Here is a 17,138-nt window from a genome sequence, read left to right on the forward strand (position 1 = left end):
GAAATGCCGGGAATCGAGTAATAGTCTGGTGCCCTATGAACAGGATCGCCGTAGTCCCTGGATCGTTCGACCCGGTCACTCTCGGGCACCTCGATGTCATCGAGCGGGCCGCGCGACTCTGGGACGAGGTGCACGTGCTGGTCGTCCACAACCCCGACAAGGCGGCTTTGCTGCCGATAGCGCAGCGCGTCGCACTCATCGAGCGGTCGATCGAGGACGCGGGGATCGGCGGTCGCATCATCGTCGCCTCGTGGTCAGTGGGCCTCCTCGTCGACTATTGCACCGACGTCGGCGCGGCCGTGCTCGTCAAGGGCATCCGCTCCCAGGTCGATGTCGCGTACGAAACGCCGATGGCGATCGTCAACCGTCACCTCGCGCAGGTCGAGACGGTCTTCCTGTTGCCCGACCCGGCCAACGCGCATGTCTCGAGCTCCCTCGTGCGCCAGGTCGCCTCCCTCGGCGGGGACGTCAGCCCCTATGTTCCTCCCGCCGTCTCCGAACTGCTGTCGACCACATGACCCGGGTGGAGAGATGAACAGTTACGCGACGCGTCAGCCCACGGAATCCTCGGTGGCACCAGAGGAGGTGGGCCTGCCCGCGCCGGGGATGGGCCTGGACGAGCTGAGACGTGCCGCGGAGCAGATCACCACCAACGTGGAGTCCGTCATCGACGGCAAGCACGAGGCGGTGCAGACGGCGCTCGTCGTCCTGCTCGCCGAAGGGCACCTCCTGATCGAGGACGTGCCCGGGGTCGGCAAGACGATGCTGGCGAAGTCGCTGGCCAAATCGGTGGACTGCTCGGTCAGTCGCATCCAGTTCACCCCCGACCTGCTGCCGAGCGACGTGACCGGCGTATCGGTGTACAACCAGGCGGAGCGGCGCTTCGAGTTCAAGCCGGGCGCCGTGTTCGCGAACATCGTGATCGGCGACGAGATCAACCGGGCCAGCCCGAAGACTCAGTCGGCCCTGCTGGAGTGCATGGAGGAGCGCCAGGTCACGGTCGACGGCTCCACGTACCCGCTGGGCGCACCGTTCATCGTGGTCGCGACCCAGAACCCGATCGAGATGGAGGGCACGTACGCCCTCCCGGAGGCGCAGCGCGACCGATTCATGGCTCGCATCGCGATGGGCTACCCCGACGAGGGCTCCGAGCTCGACATGCTGACGACGCGCGACACCTCCAGCCCGCTCTCGCGCATCGGGCCGGTGGTCACCGCGGCCGCACTGCGGTCGATGATGACGACGGCTCGCGCCGTCTACGCCTCCGCCCCCGTCAAGCAGTACGCGGTCGACCTGATCCGTGCGACCAGGGAGGACCGCGACCTCCGGCTCGGTGCCAGCCCGCGTGCCACGCTGCAGCTCGTTCGGGCGGCGAAGGCCATGGCGGCCCTCGACGGCCGTGACTTCGTGCTCCCGGACGACATCGACGCTCTCGCGGTGCCGGTGCTCGGACACCGGCTGCTGCCGACGAGCCGGGCGCTCGGCCACCACCACGAGAGCGCACCCGTGATCGCGGACATCGTCCGCCGCATCGTCGCAGCGACGCCGGTGCCGGTCGGCTCCGGCGCGATCGGGTCGGGGTCGGCCACGGCCCGCACGGGCGCGGGCTCCACAGGCACGGCCCGCACGGGCGCGGGCTCCACAGGAAGGGAGTAGCCGTGCGCGGGCGCGCCGGGGCGTCGTCGCCCGTGAGGAAGCCGCGCCCGACCGCGCGCGGCTGGGCGCTCGGTGCCGTCGGCGTCGTCGCCCTCGCCGCGTCGGCGTTCTTCGGACGAACCGATGTGCTCTTCGTCGGCGTCTTCCTCACTGTTCTGCCGTTGGCGGCGATGATCTCGGTGACCATCGACCGGCCGCGGCTGACGGTCGCCCGCAGCTTCCACCCGGACGTCGTCGCTGTGGGCGAGCAGGCCACCATCGTCACGACGGCGCGCAACCAGTCGGCGCGACCGAGCCCGCCGGCCCGCTGGCGCGAGTTCGCCCCGGCCGGTGTCGACGTGCAGGCGTCCGCGCCCTTCCCTCGGCTCGGCTCCCACCAGGTGAACGTCGCGCACGGCCGCGACACGGTCGTGCTGCGTCAGGACGTCGTCGGGCTGCGGCGCGGTTCGCATCCCGTCGGGCCGCTGATCGTGAGCCGGACCGACCCGTTCGGGGTGGCGTACGCGGAGTACGCGGTGGGTCAGCCGAGGCAGTTCCTCGTGACGCCCCGGGTCGTCCGGCTGTCGAGCGGCGAGCTCGACGTCGCCCACAGCGAAGGCGCCGAGCACGAGCTCCAGCGCCACAGCATTCCGAGCGCAGACGAACTGATCGCGCGCGAGTACCGGCCGGGCGACCCGCTGCGCCGCGTGCACTGGCGGGCCACCGCTCGCCACGACAAGCTCATGGTGCGGCAGGAGGAGCAGCGAAGCAACCCGGAGGCCTGGCTCGTGATGGACACGCGTCTCACGACGCGACCGCCGGCGCAGCGCCTGTCCGTCGACGACAGCGACGCCCTGTTCGAGACGCTTGTGGAACTGGTCGCGTCGGTCGGCGTCCACCTCCTCGACGAGGGCTTCGTGCTCAGCGTCGTGGAGACCGCGCCGCGCCAGCTCTCCGGCCGGAGCGGCGCGGGACGAACGGGAACACTCGGCTCGGTGACCCCGACGTACGACCGCGGCACGGCCGACCGGCTGCTGCTCGCCGACCTGGCAGGTGTGGAGGCCGCGCCGGACCTCCGTGACGACGCGGTCGCCGAGCTCGCCTCCGGGCTACGCCACGCCGGCCGCGCCGTGCCGATCTTCGCCGTCCTGCTCGACGGCACGCCCGAGCTCGGCTCGCTCGGCGCTCTCCGTGGCATGGGCGACCCGGCCGTCGCGTTCCTCGGCGACGGAGCGTCGCCCGAGGCGCAGGAGGTGCTGGCGGACGCCGGGTGGCTGTGCGTCGGCTTCTCCGCGGGCGACGACCCGGCCGAGGTCTGGCAGCGCGCGCTCGCTCGCCAGCGGGCGGTGATCGGCCATGGTTAGCGACGCTGTCTCCATCGGCCTGACGGCCACGCGGCGACGGCAGGCCTACTGGCGCATCACGGGAGCGCTCGTGCTGCAGATGCTCGCGCTGAGCATCGCTCTCGTGGGGCTCATCCAGGGGCCTTCGTGGTGGTTCGCGCTCATGCTGACGAGTTCGTTCCTCCTCGTCGCGGGCGCGGGGCTGCGAGCCATCGGCGTCCACCGGAGGATCGTGCCGCTCCTCTTGCTGGTGCTCGCCGCGATGGTCATGACCGTCGGATTCGGCAACGGGACGGGCCTGCTCGGGCTGATCCCCACGGCCGGGACCGTCCAGCGCTGGGGCGTGTACCTGCAGCAGGCGATCCTCTCGATCTACCAGCAGGGCACGCCGGCCGAGAGCCTGCCGGAGTTCCTGTTCCTGGTGGTCGGCGGCGCCTGCTTGATCGCGATCGTCCTCGATACCCTCGCCGTCGCGTTCCGCGCTCCCGCGTACACGGCCATCGGCGTCGGCCTCGTGCTGGTCGTGCCGGGGGCCCTGCTCGGCGACGGACTCGACCCGAGCGCTCTCGCGGCGTCCGCCGCGGCGTTCCTGTGGCTGCTGCGCTCCGACGTGCGGACGAGACGGCCGGGCGCCGGGCGTCCGGGAGCGTCGCTGTCCATCGGCGCTGCGGCCGTGGTCGTCGCCATGCTCCTGGCCGGCACGGCACCCGGGTTCGACAAGGGAGGCGCGACCTCCTTCACCGCCGGTGGCATCTCCATCGGCGGCACGGTGACCCCGCTGATCGACCTCGGCAAGGACTTGCGGAGGCCGACGGCCGTGCGGGCACTGATCTACACCACCAACGCTCCGACCGGCCAGTACCTCAAGCTCGCCTCGCTCGACCAGTTCACCGGCTCGGTCTGGAAGCACCGCGAGCGCGACACCAAGCGGCTCTCCAACGGCGTCGCCATCGGACCCGTCGCGGGGCTGTCGGACAGCGTCAAGACCTCCAAGGTCTCCACCTCCGTCGAGATCGATGACATGACAAGCCGGTGGCTTCCGGTGCCCGCGCCCGTGCAGTCGGTGAAGGGCCTCAGCGGCACCTGGTCGTGGGATCCCGACGATCTGACGGTCGGCGGCATCAACGTCACGACCCAGGGGCAGAAGTACACCGCCACGAGCCTGCTGCTCGCGCCGACCGCCGACCAGCTGAAGGCGGCAGGAGGCTTCGTGCCGGCCGGCGTCGAGCGCGACCTGTTCCTTCCGCCGAACACGCCCGCGATCATCGCGCAGACGGCCCTCGCGGCCACGGCGGGATCCGTCTCGGAGTACGATAAGGCCGTCGCCCTACAGGACTACTTTCGCGACAACGGGTTCGTGTACACGACCCAGACCCCGCTCAAGCAGGGCTACGACGGCGACGGCGCCCGGGTGATTGCCAAGTTCCTGGAGGTCAAGAGCGGGTACTGCGTGCACTTCGCGTCCGCGATGGCGCTGATGGCGAGGAGCCTCGGCATCCCGGCCCGGGTCGCGGAGGGCTATCTGCCCGGCACCTCGGCCGGTGGGACGGCCAACAGCCCTGGCGTGTACACCGTGACGAGCGACGACCTCCACGCCTGGCCGGAGCTCTACTTCGCGGGCGTGGGCTGGGTGCCGTTCGAACCCACGGTCGGGCGCGGCACCATCCCGAGCTACACGCGGCCCGACGCGCTGCCGAACCAGGCCGCTCCGAGTTCGGCGCCCGGCGCGTCGTCCGGCCAGCGGCGGGTGGTCCCGACCGATCCAGCGAACGTCGGGGGAGCGGCAGGGACGACCCCCCCCTCGCCGCTGCAGCCGGTGCTCTCCGGGCTCGGGGTCGCGCTGCTGGTCGTGGCTGTGCTGCTCACGCCGGCCGTCCTGCGCCGGATGCGCAGACGGGCTCGGCTGAGACGACTGGGCGAGTCGTGGGGCGGCGCATCGATCGTGTGGGACGAGCTGCGCGACACCGCGCGCGATCTCGGCTGGTCGGCTCCGGACACCGAGACGCCGCGTGTCTTCGCGCGGCGAATCGCGGCCGCGGTGGCGGGAACTCCGGGGGAGGAGGCCGTGCTGCGACTGCTCGACGTTCGCGAGCGCGACGCGTTCGGACCACCGACGCGCGCCGTCGCGGTCGGGCTCGCCGACGACCTCCGGCGGGTGATCGACGCGCTCGAGGCTCAGGCCGGCCGCGGTGTGCGTCTCAAAGCGGCGCTGATTCCTGTGTCGTTGCTGCCGGCGGGCTGGCGGTCGCCTGCGAGCGTAGGAGGAGCCGCGTAACATAGCGGATCGTGAGCACCTTCAGAAACAGCCCGTACAGCGTCCACGTGTACGACCTCATGCGACGTCCCGGCGAGATGCGGGAGCAGTGTCTCGCCATCCCCGTCGCCGAGAAGCTGGGCGAGGGGCTGCTGTCCGTGCCGGAGGGCGCGACCATCGACGTCGACCTCCGCTTGGAGTCGATGCACGAGGGCATTCTGATCACGGCGAAGGCCGAGACCACGGCGACGGGAGTCTGCGGGCGGTGCCTGATCGACATCGAGCAGCCTGTCGAAGTCGATATCCAGGAACTTTTCGCGTATCCTTCTACGGAAGCTTTCGATTATGAGGTTCACGACGACCACGTGGATCTTGAACCTCTGATCAGGGATGCGGTAGTGCTGTCACTGCCGTTTCAGCCGGTGTGCCGGCCGGACTGCCCGGGTCTCGATACAGAGACCGGGGAGAGGCTGGCGGATGTACCGGACCGTAAGCCGAACGAGACCATCGATCCTCGCTGGTCCGCGCTCGCGGCGTTCCAGGCTTCCGACACCGAGTCCACCAGCAACAACGCCCCGGCCGCCGGGGCTGGAGAAGAGAGATAGTCATGGCCGTTCCGAAGCGGAAGCAGTCTCGCGCCAACACCCACGCCCGTCGTTCGCAGTGGAAGGCCGAGGTCCCCACGCTCGTCAAGTCGATCGAGAACGGCAAGGTCGTCTACAGCCTCCCGCACCGGGCCAAGGTCGTCGAGGACTCCGCGGGCACCGCGCTCTTCCTCGAGTACAAGGGCCGCAAGGTCGCCGACGTCTGAGCACTGTTCCAAGGTCAGACGAGCACCGCATGACCGGCGAGAACTCTGACCGCACCGCGCTCCTCGAGAAGCTCGGGGTCGATATCGACCCCGAGCTTCTCGAGCTTGCATTGACACATCGTTCCTACGCGTACGAGCACGGCGGCATCCCCAACAACGAGCGCCTGGAGTTCCTGGGCGACTCGATTCTCGGGCAGGCCGTGACGGTCAAGCTCTTCCGCGAGAACCCCCACCTCGACGAGGGCGAGCTCGCGAAGCGCCGGGCCAGCCTCGTGAGCTCTGTCGCTCTGGCCGAGGTCGCCCGCGGCATCGGCCTGGGCGAGTACCTGCGCCTCGGGCGCGGTGAGAACCAGAGCGGGGGGCGCGATAAAGCGTCGATCCTCGCGGACACCGTCGAGGCGTTGATCGGTGCCACCTATCTGGATGCGGGAGGCGAAGAGGCGACGGCTCTCGTGATGCGCCTCGTCGACCCGTTGCTGGCCGACCCCGATCGCTTCGGCGCCGCCATGGATCCGAAGACCAGCCTCCAGGAGGCCGCTTCCCACCGCGGCGCGGGCCTCCCGGTCTACACGGTGACGAACAGCGGGCCAGACCACTCCAAGATCTTCCACGCCACCGTCTCGGTCGGCGACCTCGTGACTGCGACCGGTAAGGGCACGAGCAAGAAGCAGGCCGAGATGGCCGCCGCGCTCAACGCCTGGACCGAGCTGACCCGCCGCCGTGCCAGAGCTCCCCGAGGTTGAGGTCGTCCGCGCCGGTCTCGCACCGGCCGTCACGGGCGCGACCATCCTCGGGGTCGAGGTCTTCGAGCAGCGGTCGCTGAAGCGGCACGATCCCCTCGCCGGTGCGTTCGAGACGCTGCTGACCGGCCGCGTATTGCAGACCCCCGCCCGTCGCGGCAAGTTCCTCTGGATTCCGCTGCAGGGCATGCCGCGTCGCGCGATCGTGGCCCACCTCGGAATGAGCGGGCAGATCCTGCTCCGCGAGCCGGGGTGGGAGGAGGCCGGCCTGCTGCGCATCCGGCTGCACCTCGAGACCGCAGCGACCTTCCCCGGCGATCACCGCGAACTCTGGGTGCACTTCGTGGACCAGCGGATCTTCGGTTCGATGGCCGTCGACAGCCTGGTGCCGACGGCGGACGGCGCTCCCGCCGGCCGCGGCACCGACGAGCCGCTCCTCCCCACCCAGGTCGCCCACATCGCCCGCGACCCGCTCGATCCCGCGTTCGAGGACGCGGCCTTCGCGGCCGCCCTCGCGCGTCGGAGCAGCGGGATCAAGCGCGTGCTGCTGGACCAGACGGTGGTCAGCGGCATCGGCAACATCTACGCTGACGAGGCGCTCTGGGCGGCGCGCCTCCACTACGAGCAGCCCGCTTCGTCGTTGAGCCGCGCGAAGGCGCGCACCCTCCTGGCGGAGGTGCGGCACGTGCTCGATAAGGCACTGGCGGAGGGCGGCACGAGCTTCGACGCGCAGTACGTAAACGTGAACGGCAACTCGGGCTACTTCGCGCATCATCTACATTCATATGGGCGCAAGGGTCAGCCTTGTGACCGGTGCGGCACGCCCATCAGGCGTGAGAAGTTCATGAACCGGTCGAGCTTCTTCTGTCCACGATGTCAGCGAGTGAGGATTGTTGCTAGATGAGTGCAAATCGGGTGGAGAGCGAACACCAGCGGATTCTTAGCTTCTGGTGGATGCTCGAGCTCTTCAGCCCTCAGGGTGTCCCAAAGCTGACCACGCGCGCGGCGCGGGCCACTGATCGACAGGTGATCGAGTGGACGCCCGGCAGTCCGTTGCCGTGGGAGACGTTGCGACAGCCCGAGCCACTGGGCAAGACGCGACGGGTGTGGCAGCACACGGTGTATCTCGGCGCCTACGATCTCGAAGCTACTTATGAGAGCCTGCACGAGGCCTTTGGCGATGACAAAGACGCATACGACGAGCGTCCCGCTGGGCGTAGCGCATGTGCGGGAATACTGGTTGACGGCAGCGGGAAGCTGGTTCCTAACTCGTCGGTGCTGTCCTCGGCGTTGTGGGCTGTGGGGCGAATTCAGACTGACGGCGCGCACGGTCATACATGGGCTGACGGCTTTCCAGATGCGCAAGATGCTTTTGTTGAAGCCGTTGACGAGCATGAGGGTCGTCGTCGTGAAGTCGCCAACTTGGATAAACCTCTCGTGCAGGACGGGGAGTCGCTTCGGTCCCTTATGCGAGTTGCGCAAGGGATCGCGGGCGTTGTCGAAAGCGCCCGCCTTGCGACAGAGGCGATAGTCATTCAGTCGGTGGCAGTCTCAATGCAGCGTGCAGATGAGACCGGCGACACAGACTTCCTGAACAGCTTCTTCCTGGAGGACATTGCGATCGTTCGGGCGGCTGTCGGGACCAGCGGCTGCGGAGCGGCCCTGGAGCGCTATCTGACGAGTGACAGGGGTCTGAACGAGCGAGACCGCGTCGATGTCATCCGAACGCACGAGGCCGTCGACCGCGGTGCAGTAGTGGATCGTCTCCCGAAGGGGCGCTGGCCTGCAGACCCGACCCACGGTCTTTCTCTGAGGCAGCAGTTCGCAGTCAACCATGCTCTGAATGATCTTGCTTCGGCGCGCGGGTTAATGGGCGTGAATGGTCCGCCGGGCACCGGGAAGACCACCATGCTGCGTGACATTGTTGCCGGCAATGTCGTCGAACGAGCTCGTAAATTTGCGGCTCTCCCCCGTCCGGAGGATGCCTTCACATCGACCACACATCGCTGGAAGACCGGCGAGCATTCGCGGTCGGTCCGCCAGTTGAGGCCGGAGCTGACGAGCTATGAGATGGTGGTTGTGTCAGCCAACAACGCCGCGGTCGAGAACGTGACCACCGAGATCCCAGCCCGAGATGCAATCCACTCCCGGTGGCACGACGGGGCCGACTACTTTGCCGATATCGCCACGGAAGTGCTTGCGGAAGTCGACGCCCAGAAGAATGACGAGGCCAAGATCCAAGCGTGGGGTCTCGTAGCCGCCCGTCTGGGTAACAAGCGCAACCGGAGCGCGTTCCACTCAGCGTTCTGGTTCGACAAGAAGGATCCGCGAACGAACGAGCCGGTGCCCGATAGTCCACCGCGCATGCAGACTCGTCTTGCTCAGTGGCGGGACGGTAGCGCGACGCACAAGACCTGGAAGGACGCGCGTGAAGACTTCGTGCGTGCTGAACGCCACGTGGATGCTCTTGTTGAACGACGGAAGCAAGCAGAGGACCGCTGGAATCAACTCCCCGACGCAATTGAAGTCGAGCGCAAGTGGATTGAGCACACGGCTCGAGCTGACTCGGATCTGCGTGGGGTCGAGAAGCAGCTGATCGCAGGCCTGAAAGCGCTCGAGGCGGCACGCAGTGACGCTTCCATCGCTGCGGGGGCTCGCGACCGCCACCTTGGCGCCAAGCCGGGCACGTTGGAGACGATCTTCACGTTCGGACGTGCCGTTCGTGAGTGGCGTGCGGCGCTGCAGCCCTTGGAGGAGCGTCTCCTCATCGCGGAAGCCGCTGTACACGAAGCCGAATTGAATCGCCGCCAACTAAATGATCGTGTGGGGGAACGCCGCGGTGAGCTCGCTGATGCCGAGGCTGGGAGAGTGCGGGCATCAGAATTCCTGTCTGACCTTCGAAGCAAGGTCGACAAAGACACGACCGAGATTGGGCTGTCATATCCCGATGAATCCTGGACGGGTGAAACTCGTGAGCTGCACGCCCCCTGGCTCGACGCAGAACTCGACGCCGCGCGGTCAGACCTGTTCCTCGCGGCTCTTCAGCTTCACCAGGACTTCCTTGCGAATGTGGCCGCAGAGATGTCCCATGGACTACGTGCGGCCCTAGAGATCGTCGCAGGTGGCGGCCCGCGAAAGCTTGAACCTGAAAAGCGACGGGCAGCGTGGCAACTCTTCTTCCTGGTCGTCCCGCTGGTTTCGACGACATTCGCATCGTTCGGGCGCATGTTCGGTGACATTGGGCCCGAGAGCATTGGCTGGGTCCTCGTCGACGAGGCTGGTCAGGCGTCTCCGCAGTACGCTGCTGGCGCGATCTGGCGCGCGCAACGCGTGGTCGCCGTCGGCGACCCACTCCAGCTCCCACCCGTCGTGACTATCCCGCCAAAGGCACGGCGCGACATCGCCATAGCCTACGAAGTCTCTGAAACTTGGGTGCCTCCACAAGCATCGGTGCAGACTCTCGCCGACCGAGTGTCACGCCACGGAACAACCCTTCAGCAGGGCGAGTATGACGTGTGGGTGAGTGCTCCGCTAACGGTGCACCGTCGCTGTGATGATCCGATGTTCGGCCTCTGCAATGACATCGCTTACAACGGCATCATGGTGAATGGCGTCAAACGCCGGCTCAACGATCCTGACAAGCCCGACATCTTCGACGGGACGAGCGGTCCAATCGTCGCAACGAGTCACTGGGTCGACGAACCGGCACCGACTCAGGGATCCCATCTTCAGGAGAACCAGATCGCCCGGCTAGAGAGGGCCCTTGCGTATCTTCATGATCAAGGCATCCCGCCGAAAGACGTCATTGCGATCTCACCGTTTCGAGCTGTCGCTGATCGGCTTGAGTCCCTATCCCAAAGCTACCCGGGACTCACGGCCGGTACGATCCACACTGCCCAGGGCCGGGAAGCGTCAGTGGTCTTCCTCGTCCTCGGAGGCGATCCAGCTGCTCCCGGCGCAAAAGCGTGGGCCGCAGCCACCGTCAACCTCGTCAACGTCGCAGCCAGCCGCGCGAAACGCCGGCTCTACGTCATCGGCGATCGTTCTGCGTGGGCGAAACACAACTATTTCCACCAGCTGGCCGGATCGTTCACGCAATAGCTCAGGGTCATGAAGGTCCGCTCATCAGTGTTGCATTTGCGATCCAAATACCGAACCGTGAGTCATAACCGGCGGCTTACCAAGATTTGGTACTATGATCTTATGGCTCAGAACACTTCGATCAGCCTCGATGATCACTTTTCGGACTTTCTCTCCCAAGAGATTTCGTCAGGCCGCTATCGGTCCGCGAGCGAGGTCGTACGCGCCGGCCTTCGGTTGCTGGAGGATCAGGAGACGCAAATGGCAGCGCTCCGTGCCGCTCTCGTTGTGGGTGAGGCTAGCGGCATGCCGGAGGCATTTGACTTCGACGCTTTCATCGCGATGAAGAAGTCGTGACAGGTTTCCGCCTCACTCCGGCTGCGCAACGCGATCTCTCGTCGATCTGGGAATTTACCGAGGAGCGGTGGAACGTCCGTCAGGCCGAGACCTATGTGACCGAGATCAGAGCTGCGATCGAGCGTGTTGCAGACGATCCTTCTCGTGGTCGGGACTGTGACGAGATCCGCGAAGGGTTCCGTCGATACGGGATTGGCAGTCATCTTCTTTTCTACGTCGAGAGCGCCGCGGGTGTCGATGTGATCCGGATTCTGCATCCGCGGATGGACCCGACATTGCACCTGTGAGTGGGAACGATTGGGTCTGCTGCACGGTTAGGTGACATCTGATCTGGCTTGTCCGAGTGGACAGCCTGGAAGGATGGCATCGTGCCCAAGCCCTATCCCGCCGAGTTCCGTGACGACGTCGTGCGTGTCGCGCGGGGTCGTGAACCTGGAGTGACGATCGAGCAGATCGCGAAAGACTTCGGTGTCCACCCGATGACGTTGCAGAAGTGGCTGCGCCGCGCGGCGATCGATGAGGGGACCAAGCCCGGCCAGACGGGCAGCGAGTCTGCCGAGAATCGCGAGCTGCGCAAGCGGGTCCGGTTGCTGGAGCAGGAGAACGAGGTCCTGCGGCGGGCGGCGGCGTATCTGTCGCAGGCGAACCTGCCGGGAAAAGGCTCTACCCGCTCGTGAATGAGCTCGCTGGAGCGGGGATCCCCGTGACGGTGACGTGCCGGGTGCTCAAGCTCTCTCGTCAGCCGTACTACCGATGGCTGGCGAACCCCATCACCGATAGCGAGGTGACCGAGGCGTGTCGGGCGAACGCGTTGTTCGATGCGCATCGGGATGACCCCGAGTTCGGGCACCGGCTGCCGGCCGACGAGGCGCGTGAGGTCGGGCAGGCGATGGCGGATCGGACTGCGTGGCGGATCGGGGACTGTGGATTTAGCGGTGTTTCCGGCCTGACGCGCTGCGTGTGATGTGTGGCGGGGAAGGTGCTGTGATGACGACGACACTGGATGTTGTGAGTCTGAAGAAACACCATGATGATGACCGTTCCGTGGAGGCCGCTGCGGCGGCCGAGTTGGTGCGGCTGGCCAAAGAGCAGGGTCTGGCTCTGACGGGCCCGGACGGGTTGCTGAAGCTGTTCACGAAGAACGTGCTCGAGACCGCGCTGAACGAGGAGCTGACCGAGCACCTCGGCCATGAGAAGAACCGGGCTGACCTCGACCGTGAGAGCGGAAACGTGCGCAACGGGACTCGGCCGAAGACCGTGCTGACCGAAGCGACCGGGCAGGTCACGATCGATGTGCCGCGGGATCGCGATGGGTCGTTCGAGCCGAAGATCGTGAAGAAGCGCCAACGTCGGTTGAACGGGGTCGAGGAAATCGTCCTGTCGTTGTATGCGAACGGGCTCACCACTGGTGAGATCTCGGCGCACTTCGCTCAGATCTATGGTGCCTCGGTCTCGAAGGAGACGATCTCCCGGATCACGGACAAGGTGATCGACGAGATGAACGAATGGTCCGCCAGGCCGCTCGAGGAGGTCTATGCGGCGATCTTCATCGATGCGATCGTGGTGAAGATCCGCGACGGGCAGGTCGCGAACCGGCCGATCTATGCCGCGATCGGAGTCACCCTCGCTGGCGAGAAGGACGTCCTCGGACTCTGGGCTGGGACCGGCGGTGAGGGTGCGAAGTTCTGGATGAGTGTCCTCACCGACATCAAGAATCGTGGGGTGCGTGACACGTTCTTCCTCGTCTGCGATGGTCTGAAGGGTTTGCCCGAGGTTGTCGGCAACGTCTGGCCACTCACGACGGTGCAGACGTGCATCATTCACCTGATCCGGAACACGTTCCGGTTGGCGTCGAAGAAGGACTGGGATGCGCTCAAACGCGATGTGAAGCCGATCTATACCGCTCCGAGCCCGAACGCCGCTCGGGCCGCGTTGGAAGAGCTCGACCAGAAGTGGGGCAAGAAATACGCGGCGATTATCCGGCTCTGGGAGTCCGCGTGGGAGGAGTTCATCCCCTTCCTGGACTACGACATCGAGATTCGCCGGGTGATCTGCTCGACGAACGCGATTGAGTCCCTCAACGCCCGATACCGGCGTGCGGTGCGCGCCAGAGGACACTTCCCGACAGAGCAGGCGGCGCTCAAGTGCCTGTATCTTGTCACCAGATCACTCGACCCGACCGGTGCGGGACGAGTCCGATGGACGATGCGATGGAAACCTGCTCTCAACGCGTTCGCCATCACCTTCGCAGACCGCTGGCCGGCCGCGGAGACCTACTAAATGAAAACCGCCGGAAACACCGTTACTGAGATAGTCCCACCGATTCAGCCACGACGGGAAGATCGACTTCGGGATCGTCGACGACGACGCACTGGTCGTCCTCGCCGGCGACCCGATGTTCACCGGGTTCGACACCACGGGGGAGCGCGTGCCGCTCGGCAAGGTCGGGGCGCTCCTCGCGCCGGTCATCCCGCGTTTCGAAGGTCGTCGCCGTGGGCAAGAACTATCGTGAGCACGCGGCCGAGATGGGTGCGGACGCCCCGGAGGAGCCGCTGCTCTTCCTCAAACCGAACACCTCCGTCATCGGCCTCGGCGACCCCATCGTCGTGCCTCCCCAGTCCGAGCGCGTCGACTTCGAGGGCGAGCTCGCGGTCGTCATCGGCACGATCGCGCGCAACGTCTCGGAGGCCGACGCCGCGAGCCACATCTTCGGCTACACCGTCGCCAACGACGTCACCGCGCGCGATCTGCAGCAGAAGGACGGCCAGTGGACGCGGGCGAAGGGCTTCGACACGTTCTGCCCGCTCGGACCCGTGATCGAGACCGACCTGCCCGCCGGGGCCGTGCTGCGCACACGCCTCAACGGCGAGCTCAAGCAGGAGGCCCCGATCAGCGACATGGTGCACGACATCCCGTCGATCATCGCGTACGCCTCGAGCGTGTTCACGCTGCTGCCCGGCGATGTCATCCTCACCGGCACCCCGTCGGGCATCGGCCCGATGAAGCCGGGCGACACCGTCGAGGTGGAGGTCGACGGAGTGGGTTCGCTGGTGAATCCGGTGCACGCTCCCAAGTAGGATTCCAAGGGTATGTCTGACAACGATTCGCACCCCTTCTCGACCGCGACGGGCGCCGATGTGCGCGTGCGGTTCTGCCCGTCACCCACCGGCACGCCGCACGTCGGCCTGATCCGCACGGCCCTGTTCAACTGGGCGTATGCGCGGCACACCGGTGGCAAGCTCATCTTCCGCATCGAAGACACCGACGCGGCCCGCGACAGCGAAGAGAGCTACGCGATGATCATCGACGCGCTGCGCTGGCTGCGCCTCGACTGGGACGAGGGCATCGACGTCGGCGGCCCGGACGGCCCGTACCGCCAGTCGCAGCGGTACGACATCTACCGCGACCTGATCGAGCGGCTCACGGCCTCCGGCCACATCTACGAGAGCTTCGCCACCGGTGAGGAGATCGAGGCGCGCAACGTGTCGCTCGGCCGCGACCCGAAGCTCGGCTACGACAACTTCGAGCGCGACCTCACCGGCGACCAGAAGGCCGCCTACCGCGCAGAGGGCCGCGAACCCGCGCTGCGCCTGCGTGTGCCGGACGACGACCTGAGCTTCGACGACCTCGTGCGTGGCGAGATCACCTTCCCGGCCGGCTCGTTCAGCGACTTCGTGGTCGTCCGGCCCAATGGGCACCCGCTCTACACCTTCGTCAACCCGGTCGACGACGCCCTCATGGGCGTGACGCACGTGCTCCGCGGCGAGGACCTCCTCTCGTCGACCCCGCGCCAGATCGCGCTGTACCACGCGCTCATCGACGCGGGCGTGACGACGTTCGTCCCGCGCTTCGGGCACCTCCCGTACGTGATGGGCGAGGGCAACAAGAAGCTGTCCAAGCGCGACCCCGAGTCGAGCCTGTTCCACCACCGCGACCGCGGGTTCATCGCCGAGGGGCTCGTCAACTACCTGGCGCTCCTTGGCTGGTCGCTGAGCCACGACCGCGACGTCTTCTCGATCGATGAGCTGGTCGCCGCGTTCGACGTCGCCGACGTGAACCCCAACCCGGCTCGGTTCGACCAGAAGAAGGCGGAGTCCATCAATGGCGACCACATCCGCCTGCTGGAGGTCCGCGATTTCGCCGAGCGCACCATCCCGTATCTCGTCGCCGCCAACGTGCTGACCGAGCCGCTCACCGACGAGCAGCGCGCCGTGCTGGCCCAGGCCGCCCCGCTCGTGCAGGAGCGCGTGCAGCTGCTCGGCGAGACGCCGGGGATGCTCGGCTTCCTGTTCACCGACTCCGCTTCCCTCACCATCGAAGACGACGCCCGTGCGTCGCTGCCCGCCAATGCGGGTGAAGTGGTGGCGGCGTCGATCGGCGCGCTGGAGGTCCTTCCCGACGCCGAGTGGACGCACGACGCGATCGAGGCGGCCCTGCGCGATGCCCTGGTGGAGGCGCTCGGGCTGAAGCCGCGCGTCGCGTTCGGACCGCTGCGCGTCGCCGTGTCGGGTCGCCGGGTCTCGCCTCCGCTCTTCGAGTCGATGGAGATCCTCGGCAAGACCGAGTCGATCGCGCGTCTCGACGCGCTCTCGGCGTCGCTGGCCGAATCCGCAGAAGCCTAAGGCGCCCTCCGTGACGGTCAGTGTCGAAGTCATCGTCGTCGGGGGAGGCCCTGCCGGGCTCAGCGCGGCGCTGAATCTCGTGCGTGCCCGCCGCCGAGTGCTGGTCGTCGACGGCAACCGTCCCCGTCATGCCGCGACGCTGCAGGCGCACGGATTTCTCACACGCGACGGCGTGGCCCCGTCGGAGCTCCGGCGGCTGGGGCGCGAGGAGGTCTCCGGTTACGACGACGCCGACGTCGTGTTCGCACAGGTGAGTGACGTGTCGGTCGAGGAGCACGGCTTCCGCGTGCGCGGTCGTGGCGTGCGCGGTGGCGCCGACGTGGACGCGCTCGCGTCCGCGGTCGTGATCGCGACCGGCGTGACTGAGACGATGCCCGACCTCCCGAGTCTGCGCGCGTTCTACGGGACGCAACTGCACAGCTGCCTGGAGTGCGACGGCTTCGAGAAGGCCGGGGAGCCGCTCGCGCTCATCGGCGAGACGACCGACCTGGTCGAGCGGGCGCTGCTGCTCACCCAGTGGACCGACGATCTGATCGTCTTCACCAACGGCGTCGCGCCCGTGAGCGACGACGAGGAACGCGCGCTGGCGCGGCTCGGCGTCCGCGTCGAGCGGCGTGCCATCGACGACGTAGTGGGGGAGAAGGGCGTCATGACCGGCGTCCGGCTCGCCGACGGAACGGTCGTCGAGCGCGCGGGCGGTTTCGTCCGTCCGCTCTGGACGCCCGCGGTGTCGTTCGCTGACGTCCTCGACCTCGACAGGGACTCCGACGGGTACCTGGTGACGGACGCGCAGGGGCGCACTTCCGCGCCGGGCGTCTACGCGGCTGGCGAGACGACCGCGCCAGGGGCGCAGCAGCTCATCGTCGCCGCCGGGTCGGGCGCCGTGGTCGCCGCGGCCGTGAACCGCGACCTCATCGGTATCACCATGGACGACGCGGCAGTCCTCTAGCGACGACCGAGGGCGCGCGAACGCCCAGGTCCCGTGCGGCCCTCCCCGCCCTGCGGCGTTTTGTGGAAGCAGCGGCGCATAGGCTAGAGTTGGTACTCGTGCCCGGGCCTTGGCCCGAAGCCCTTGGGGTATGGTGTAATTGGCAACACGGCTGATTCTGGTTCAGTTGTTCTTGGTTCGAGTCCAGGTACCCCAGCGCTGAGATTCCTCTGTTTCCTAGGGAAACAGAGGAATTCGTGTTCAACTGGACGTCTCCGTCCCGCCCCGAAGATCGCCTCGGGTGCACTATTGGGGGTGCTTTTGCCCCGTTCTCGCCGTCGTATCGACCAGGTCGGAGTTTCGGCTCC

The 17,138-nt window shown here is 67.0% G+C and carries 16 protein-coding genes, 1 tRNA gene and 1 pseudogene; all 18 read left to right on the top strand.

What is annotated here, in order from left to right; all coding sequences use genetic code 11:
* Nucleotides 1-35: 35 nt before the first annotated feature.
* The 18 genes and pseudogenes from coaD to ACPPVW_RS15470 all read left to right on the top strand — a co-directional run bounded on the left by coaD (nt 36) and on the right by ACPPVW_RS15470 (nt 16,987).
* Entirely contained in the window at nt 36-518 is a 483-nt protein-coding gene (coaD, locus tag ACPPVW_RS15385; protein ID WP_426623954.1) for a pantetheine-phosphate adenylyltransferase, read from the top strand.
* 13 nt (nt 519-531) lie between these two features.
* A complete protein-coding gene (locus ACPPVW_RS15390; RefSeq protein ID WP_426623955.1) occupies nt 532-1,656 on the top strand; it encodes an AAA family ATPase in 1,125 nt (374 codons plus the stop codon).
* 32 nt (nt 1,657-1,688) lie between these two features.
* Nucleotides 1,689-2,999, top strand: a complete 1,311-nt coding sequence (locus ACPPVW_RS15395; RefSeq protein ID WP_426623956.1) for a DUF58 domain-containing protein — start codon at nt 1,689-1,691, stop codon at nt 2,997-2,999.
* Complete coding sequence (locus ACPPVW_RS15400) at nt 2,992-5,253, top strand: transglutaminaseTgpA domain-containing protein (RefSeq protein WP_426623957.1); 2,262 nt, start codon at nt 2,992-2,994, stop codon at nt 5,251-5,253. Before ACPPVW_RS15395 ends, ACPPVW_RS15400 begins: the two co-directional genes overlap by 8 nt.
* A gap of 59 nt (nt 5,254-5,312) precedes the next feature.
* Complete coding sequence (locus ACPPVW_RS15405; protein WP_426626322.1) at nt 5,313-5,837, top strand: YceD family protein; 525 nt, start codon at nt 5,313-5,315, stop codon at nt 5,835-5,837.
* A gap of 2 nt (nt 5,838-5,839) precedes the next feature.
* The gene (gene rpmF / locus ACPPVW_RS15410; RefSeq protein WP_426623958.1) at nt 5,840-6,043 is read left to right on the top strand and encodes a 50S ribosomal protein L32; all 204 of its coding nucleotides are present in this window, start codon (nt 5,840-5,842) and stop codon (nt 6,041-6,043) included.
* Nucleotides 6,044-6,072: 29 nt separating this feature from the next.
* Complete coding sequence (gene rnc / locus ACPPVW_RS15415) at nt 6,073-6,786, top strand: ribonuclease III (protein WP_426623959.1); 714 nt, start codon at nt 6,073-6,075, stop codon at nt 6,784-6,786.
* A complete protein-coding gene (gene mutM / locus ACPPVW_RS15420; protein ID WP_426623960.1) occupies nt 6,764-7,687 on the top strand; it encodes a bifunctional DNA-formamidopyrimidine glycosylase/DNA-(apurinic or apyrimidinic site) lyase in 924 nt (307 codons plus the stop codon). The genes rnc and mutM overlap by 23 nt, the downstream gene beginning before the upstream one ends.
* Before the next feature lie 50 nt (nt 7,688-7,737).
* On the top strand, nt 7,738-10,884 hold the full coding sequence (locus tag ACPPVW_RS15425) for a DEAD/DEAH box helicase (RefSeq protein ID WP_426623961.1): 3,147 nt from the start codon (nt 7,738-7,740) through the stop codon (nt 10,882-10,884).
* 102 nt (nt 10,885-10,986) lie between these two features.
* The gene (locus tag ACPPVW_RS15430; RefSeq protein WP_426623962.1) at nt 10,987-11,220 is read left to right on the top strand and encodes a type II toxin-antitoxin system ParD family antitoxin; all 234 of its coding nucleotides are present in this window, start codon (nt 10,987-10,989) and stop codon (nt 11,218-11,220) included.
* Nucleotides 11,217-11,507: a type II toxin-antitoxin system RelE/ParE family toxin gene (locus ACPPVW_RS15435; protein WP_426623963.1), complete on the top strand. Its 291-nt coding sequence runs from the start codon at nt 11,217-11,219 to the stop codon at nt 11,505-11,507. The genes ACPPVW_RS15430 and ACPPVW_RS15435 overlap by 4 nt, the downstream gene beginning before the upstream one ends.
* 81 nt (nt 11,508-11,588) lie before the next feature.
* The gene (locus tag ACPPVW_RS15440) at nt 11,589-11,897 is read left to right on the top strand and encodes a transposase (RefSeq protein ID WP_426623964.1); all 309 of its coding nucleotides are present in this window, start codon (nt 11,589-11,591) and stop codon (nt 11,895-11,897) included.
* Entirely contained in the window at nt 11,894-12,184 is a 291-nt protein-coding gene (locus ACPPVW_RS15445) for a hypothetical protein (RefSeq protein ID WP_426623965.1), read from the top strand. The genes ACPPVW_RS15440 and ACPPVW_RS15445 overlap by 4 nt, the downstream gene beginning before the upstream one ends.
* Nucleotides 12,185-12,207: 23 nt before the next feature.
* Complete coding sequence (locus tag ACPPVW_RS15450; RefSeq protein WP_426623966.1) at nt 12,208-13,500, top strand: IS256 family transposase; 1,293 nt, start codon at nt 12,208-12,210, stop codon at nt 13,498-13,500.
* 61 nt (nt 13,501-13,561) lie between these two features.
* A pseudogene (locus ACPPVW_RS15455) lies at nt 13,562-14,297 on the top strand (fumarylacetoacetate hydrolase family protein).
* A gap of 12 nt (nt 14,298-14,309) precedes the next feature.
* Entirely contained in the window at nt 14,310-15,842 is a 1,533-nt protein-coding gene (gltX, locus tag ACPPVW_RS15460) for a glutamate--tRNA ligase (RefSeq protein ID WP_426623967.1), read from the top strand.
* A 10-nt stretch (nt 15,843-15,852) separates the two neighbouring features.
* Complete coding sequence (locus ACPPVW_RS15465; protein WP_426623968.1) at nt 15,853-16,791, top strand: NAD(P)/FAD-dependent oxidoreductase; 939 nt, start codon at nt 15,853-15,855, stop codon at nt 16,789-16,791.
* Nucleotides 16,792-16,915: 124 nt separating this feature from the next.
* Nucleotides 16,916-16,987, top strand: a tRNA-Gln gene (locus ACPPVW_RS15470).
* The last annotated feature ends 151 nt before the right edge of the window (nt 16,988-17,138 follow it).

The organism is Leifsonia sp. McL0607, from assembly GCF_049993355.1.
Lineage (GTDB): Bacteria > Actinomycetota > Actinomycetes > Actinomycetales > Microbacteriaceae > Leifsonia.

Excerpts from the sequence above, each read along its gene's own strand:
- coaD (WP_426623954.1), top strand. The coding sequence starts at position 36 with ATGAACAGGATCGCCGTAGTCCCTGGATCGTTCGACCCGGTCACTCTC.
- ACPPVW_RS15390 (WP_426623955.1), top strand. The coding sequence starts at position 532 with ATGAACAGTTACGCGACGCGTCAGCCCACGGAATCCTCGGTGGCACCA.
- ACPPVW_RS15400 (WP_426623957.1), top strand. The coding sequence starts at position 2,992 with ATGGTTAGCGACGCTGTCTCCATCGGCCTGACGGCCACGCGGCGACGG.
- ACPPVW_RS15405 (WP_426626322.1), top strand. The coding sequence starts at position 5,313 with ATGCGACGTCCCGGCGAGATGCGGGAGCAGTGTCTCGCCATCCCCGTC.
- rpmF (WP_426623958.1), top strand. The coding sequence starts at position 5,840 with ATGGCCGTTCCGAAGCGGAAGCAGTCTCGCGCCAACACCCACGCCCGT.
- rnc (WP_426623959.1), top strand. The coding sequence starts at position 6,073 with ATGACCGGCGAGAACTCTGACCGCACCGCGCTCCTCGAGAAGCTCGGG.
- ACPPVW_RS15425 (WP_426623961.1), top strand. The coding sequence starts at position 7,738 with ATGCTCGAGCTCTTCAGCCCTCAGGGTGTCCCAAAGCTGACCACGCGC.
- ACPPVW_RS15430 (WP_426623962.1), top strand. The coding sequence starts at position 10,987 with ATGGCTCAGAACACTTCGATCAGCCTCGATGATCACTTTTCGGACTTT.
- ACPPVW_RS15450 (WP_426623966.1), top strand. The coding sequence starts at position 12,208 with ATGACGACGACACTGGATGTTGTGAGTCTGAAGAAACACCATGATGAT.
- gltX (WP_426623967.1), top strand. The coding sequence starts at position 14,310 with ATGTCTGACAACGATTCGCACCCCTTCTCGACCGCGACGGGCGCCGAT.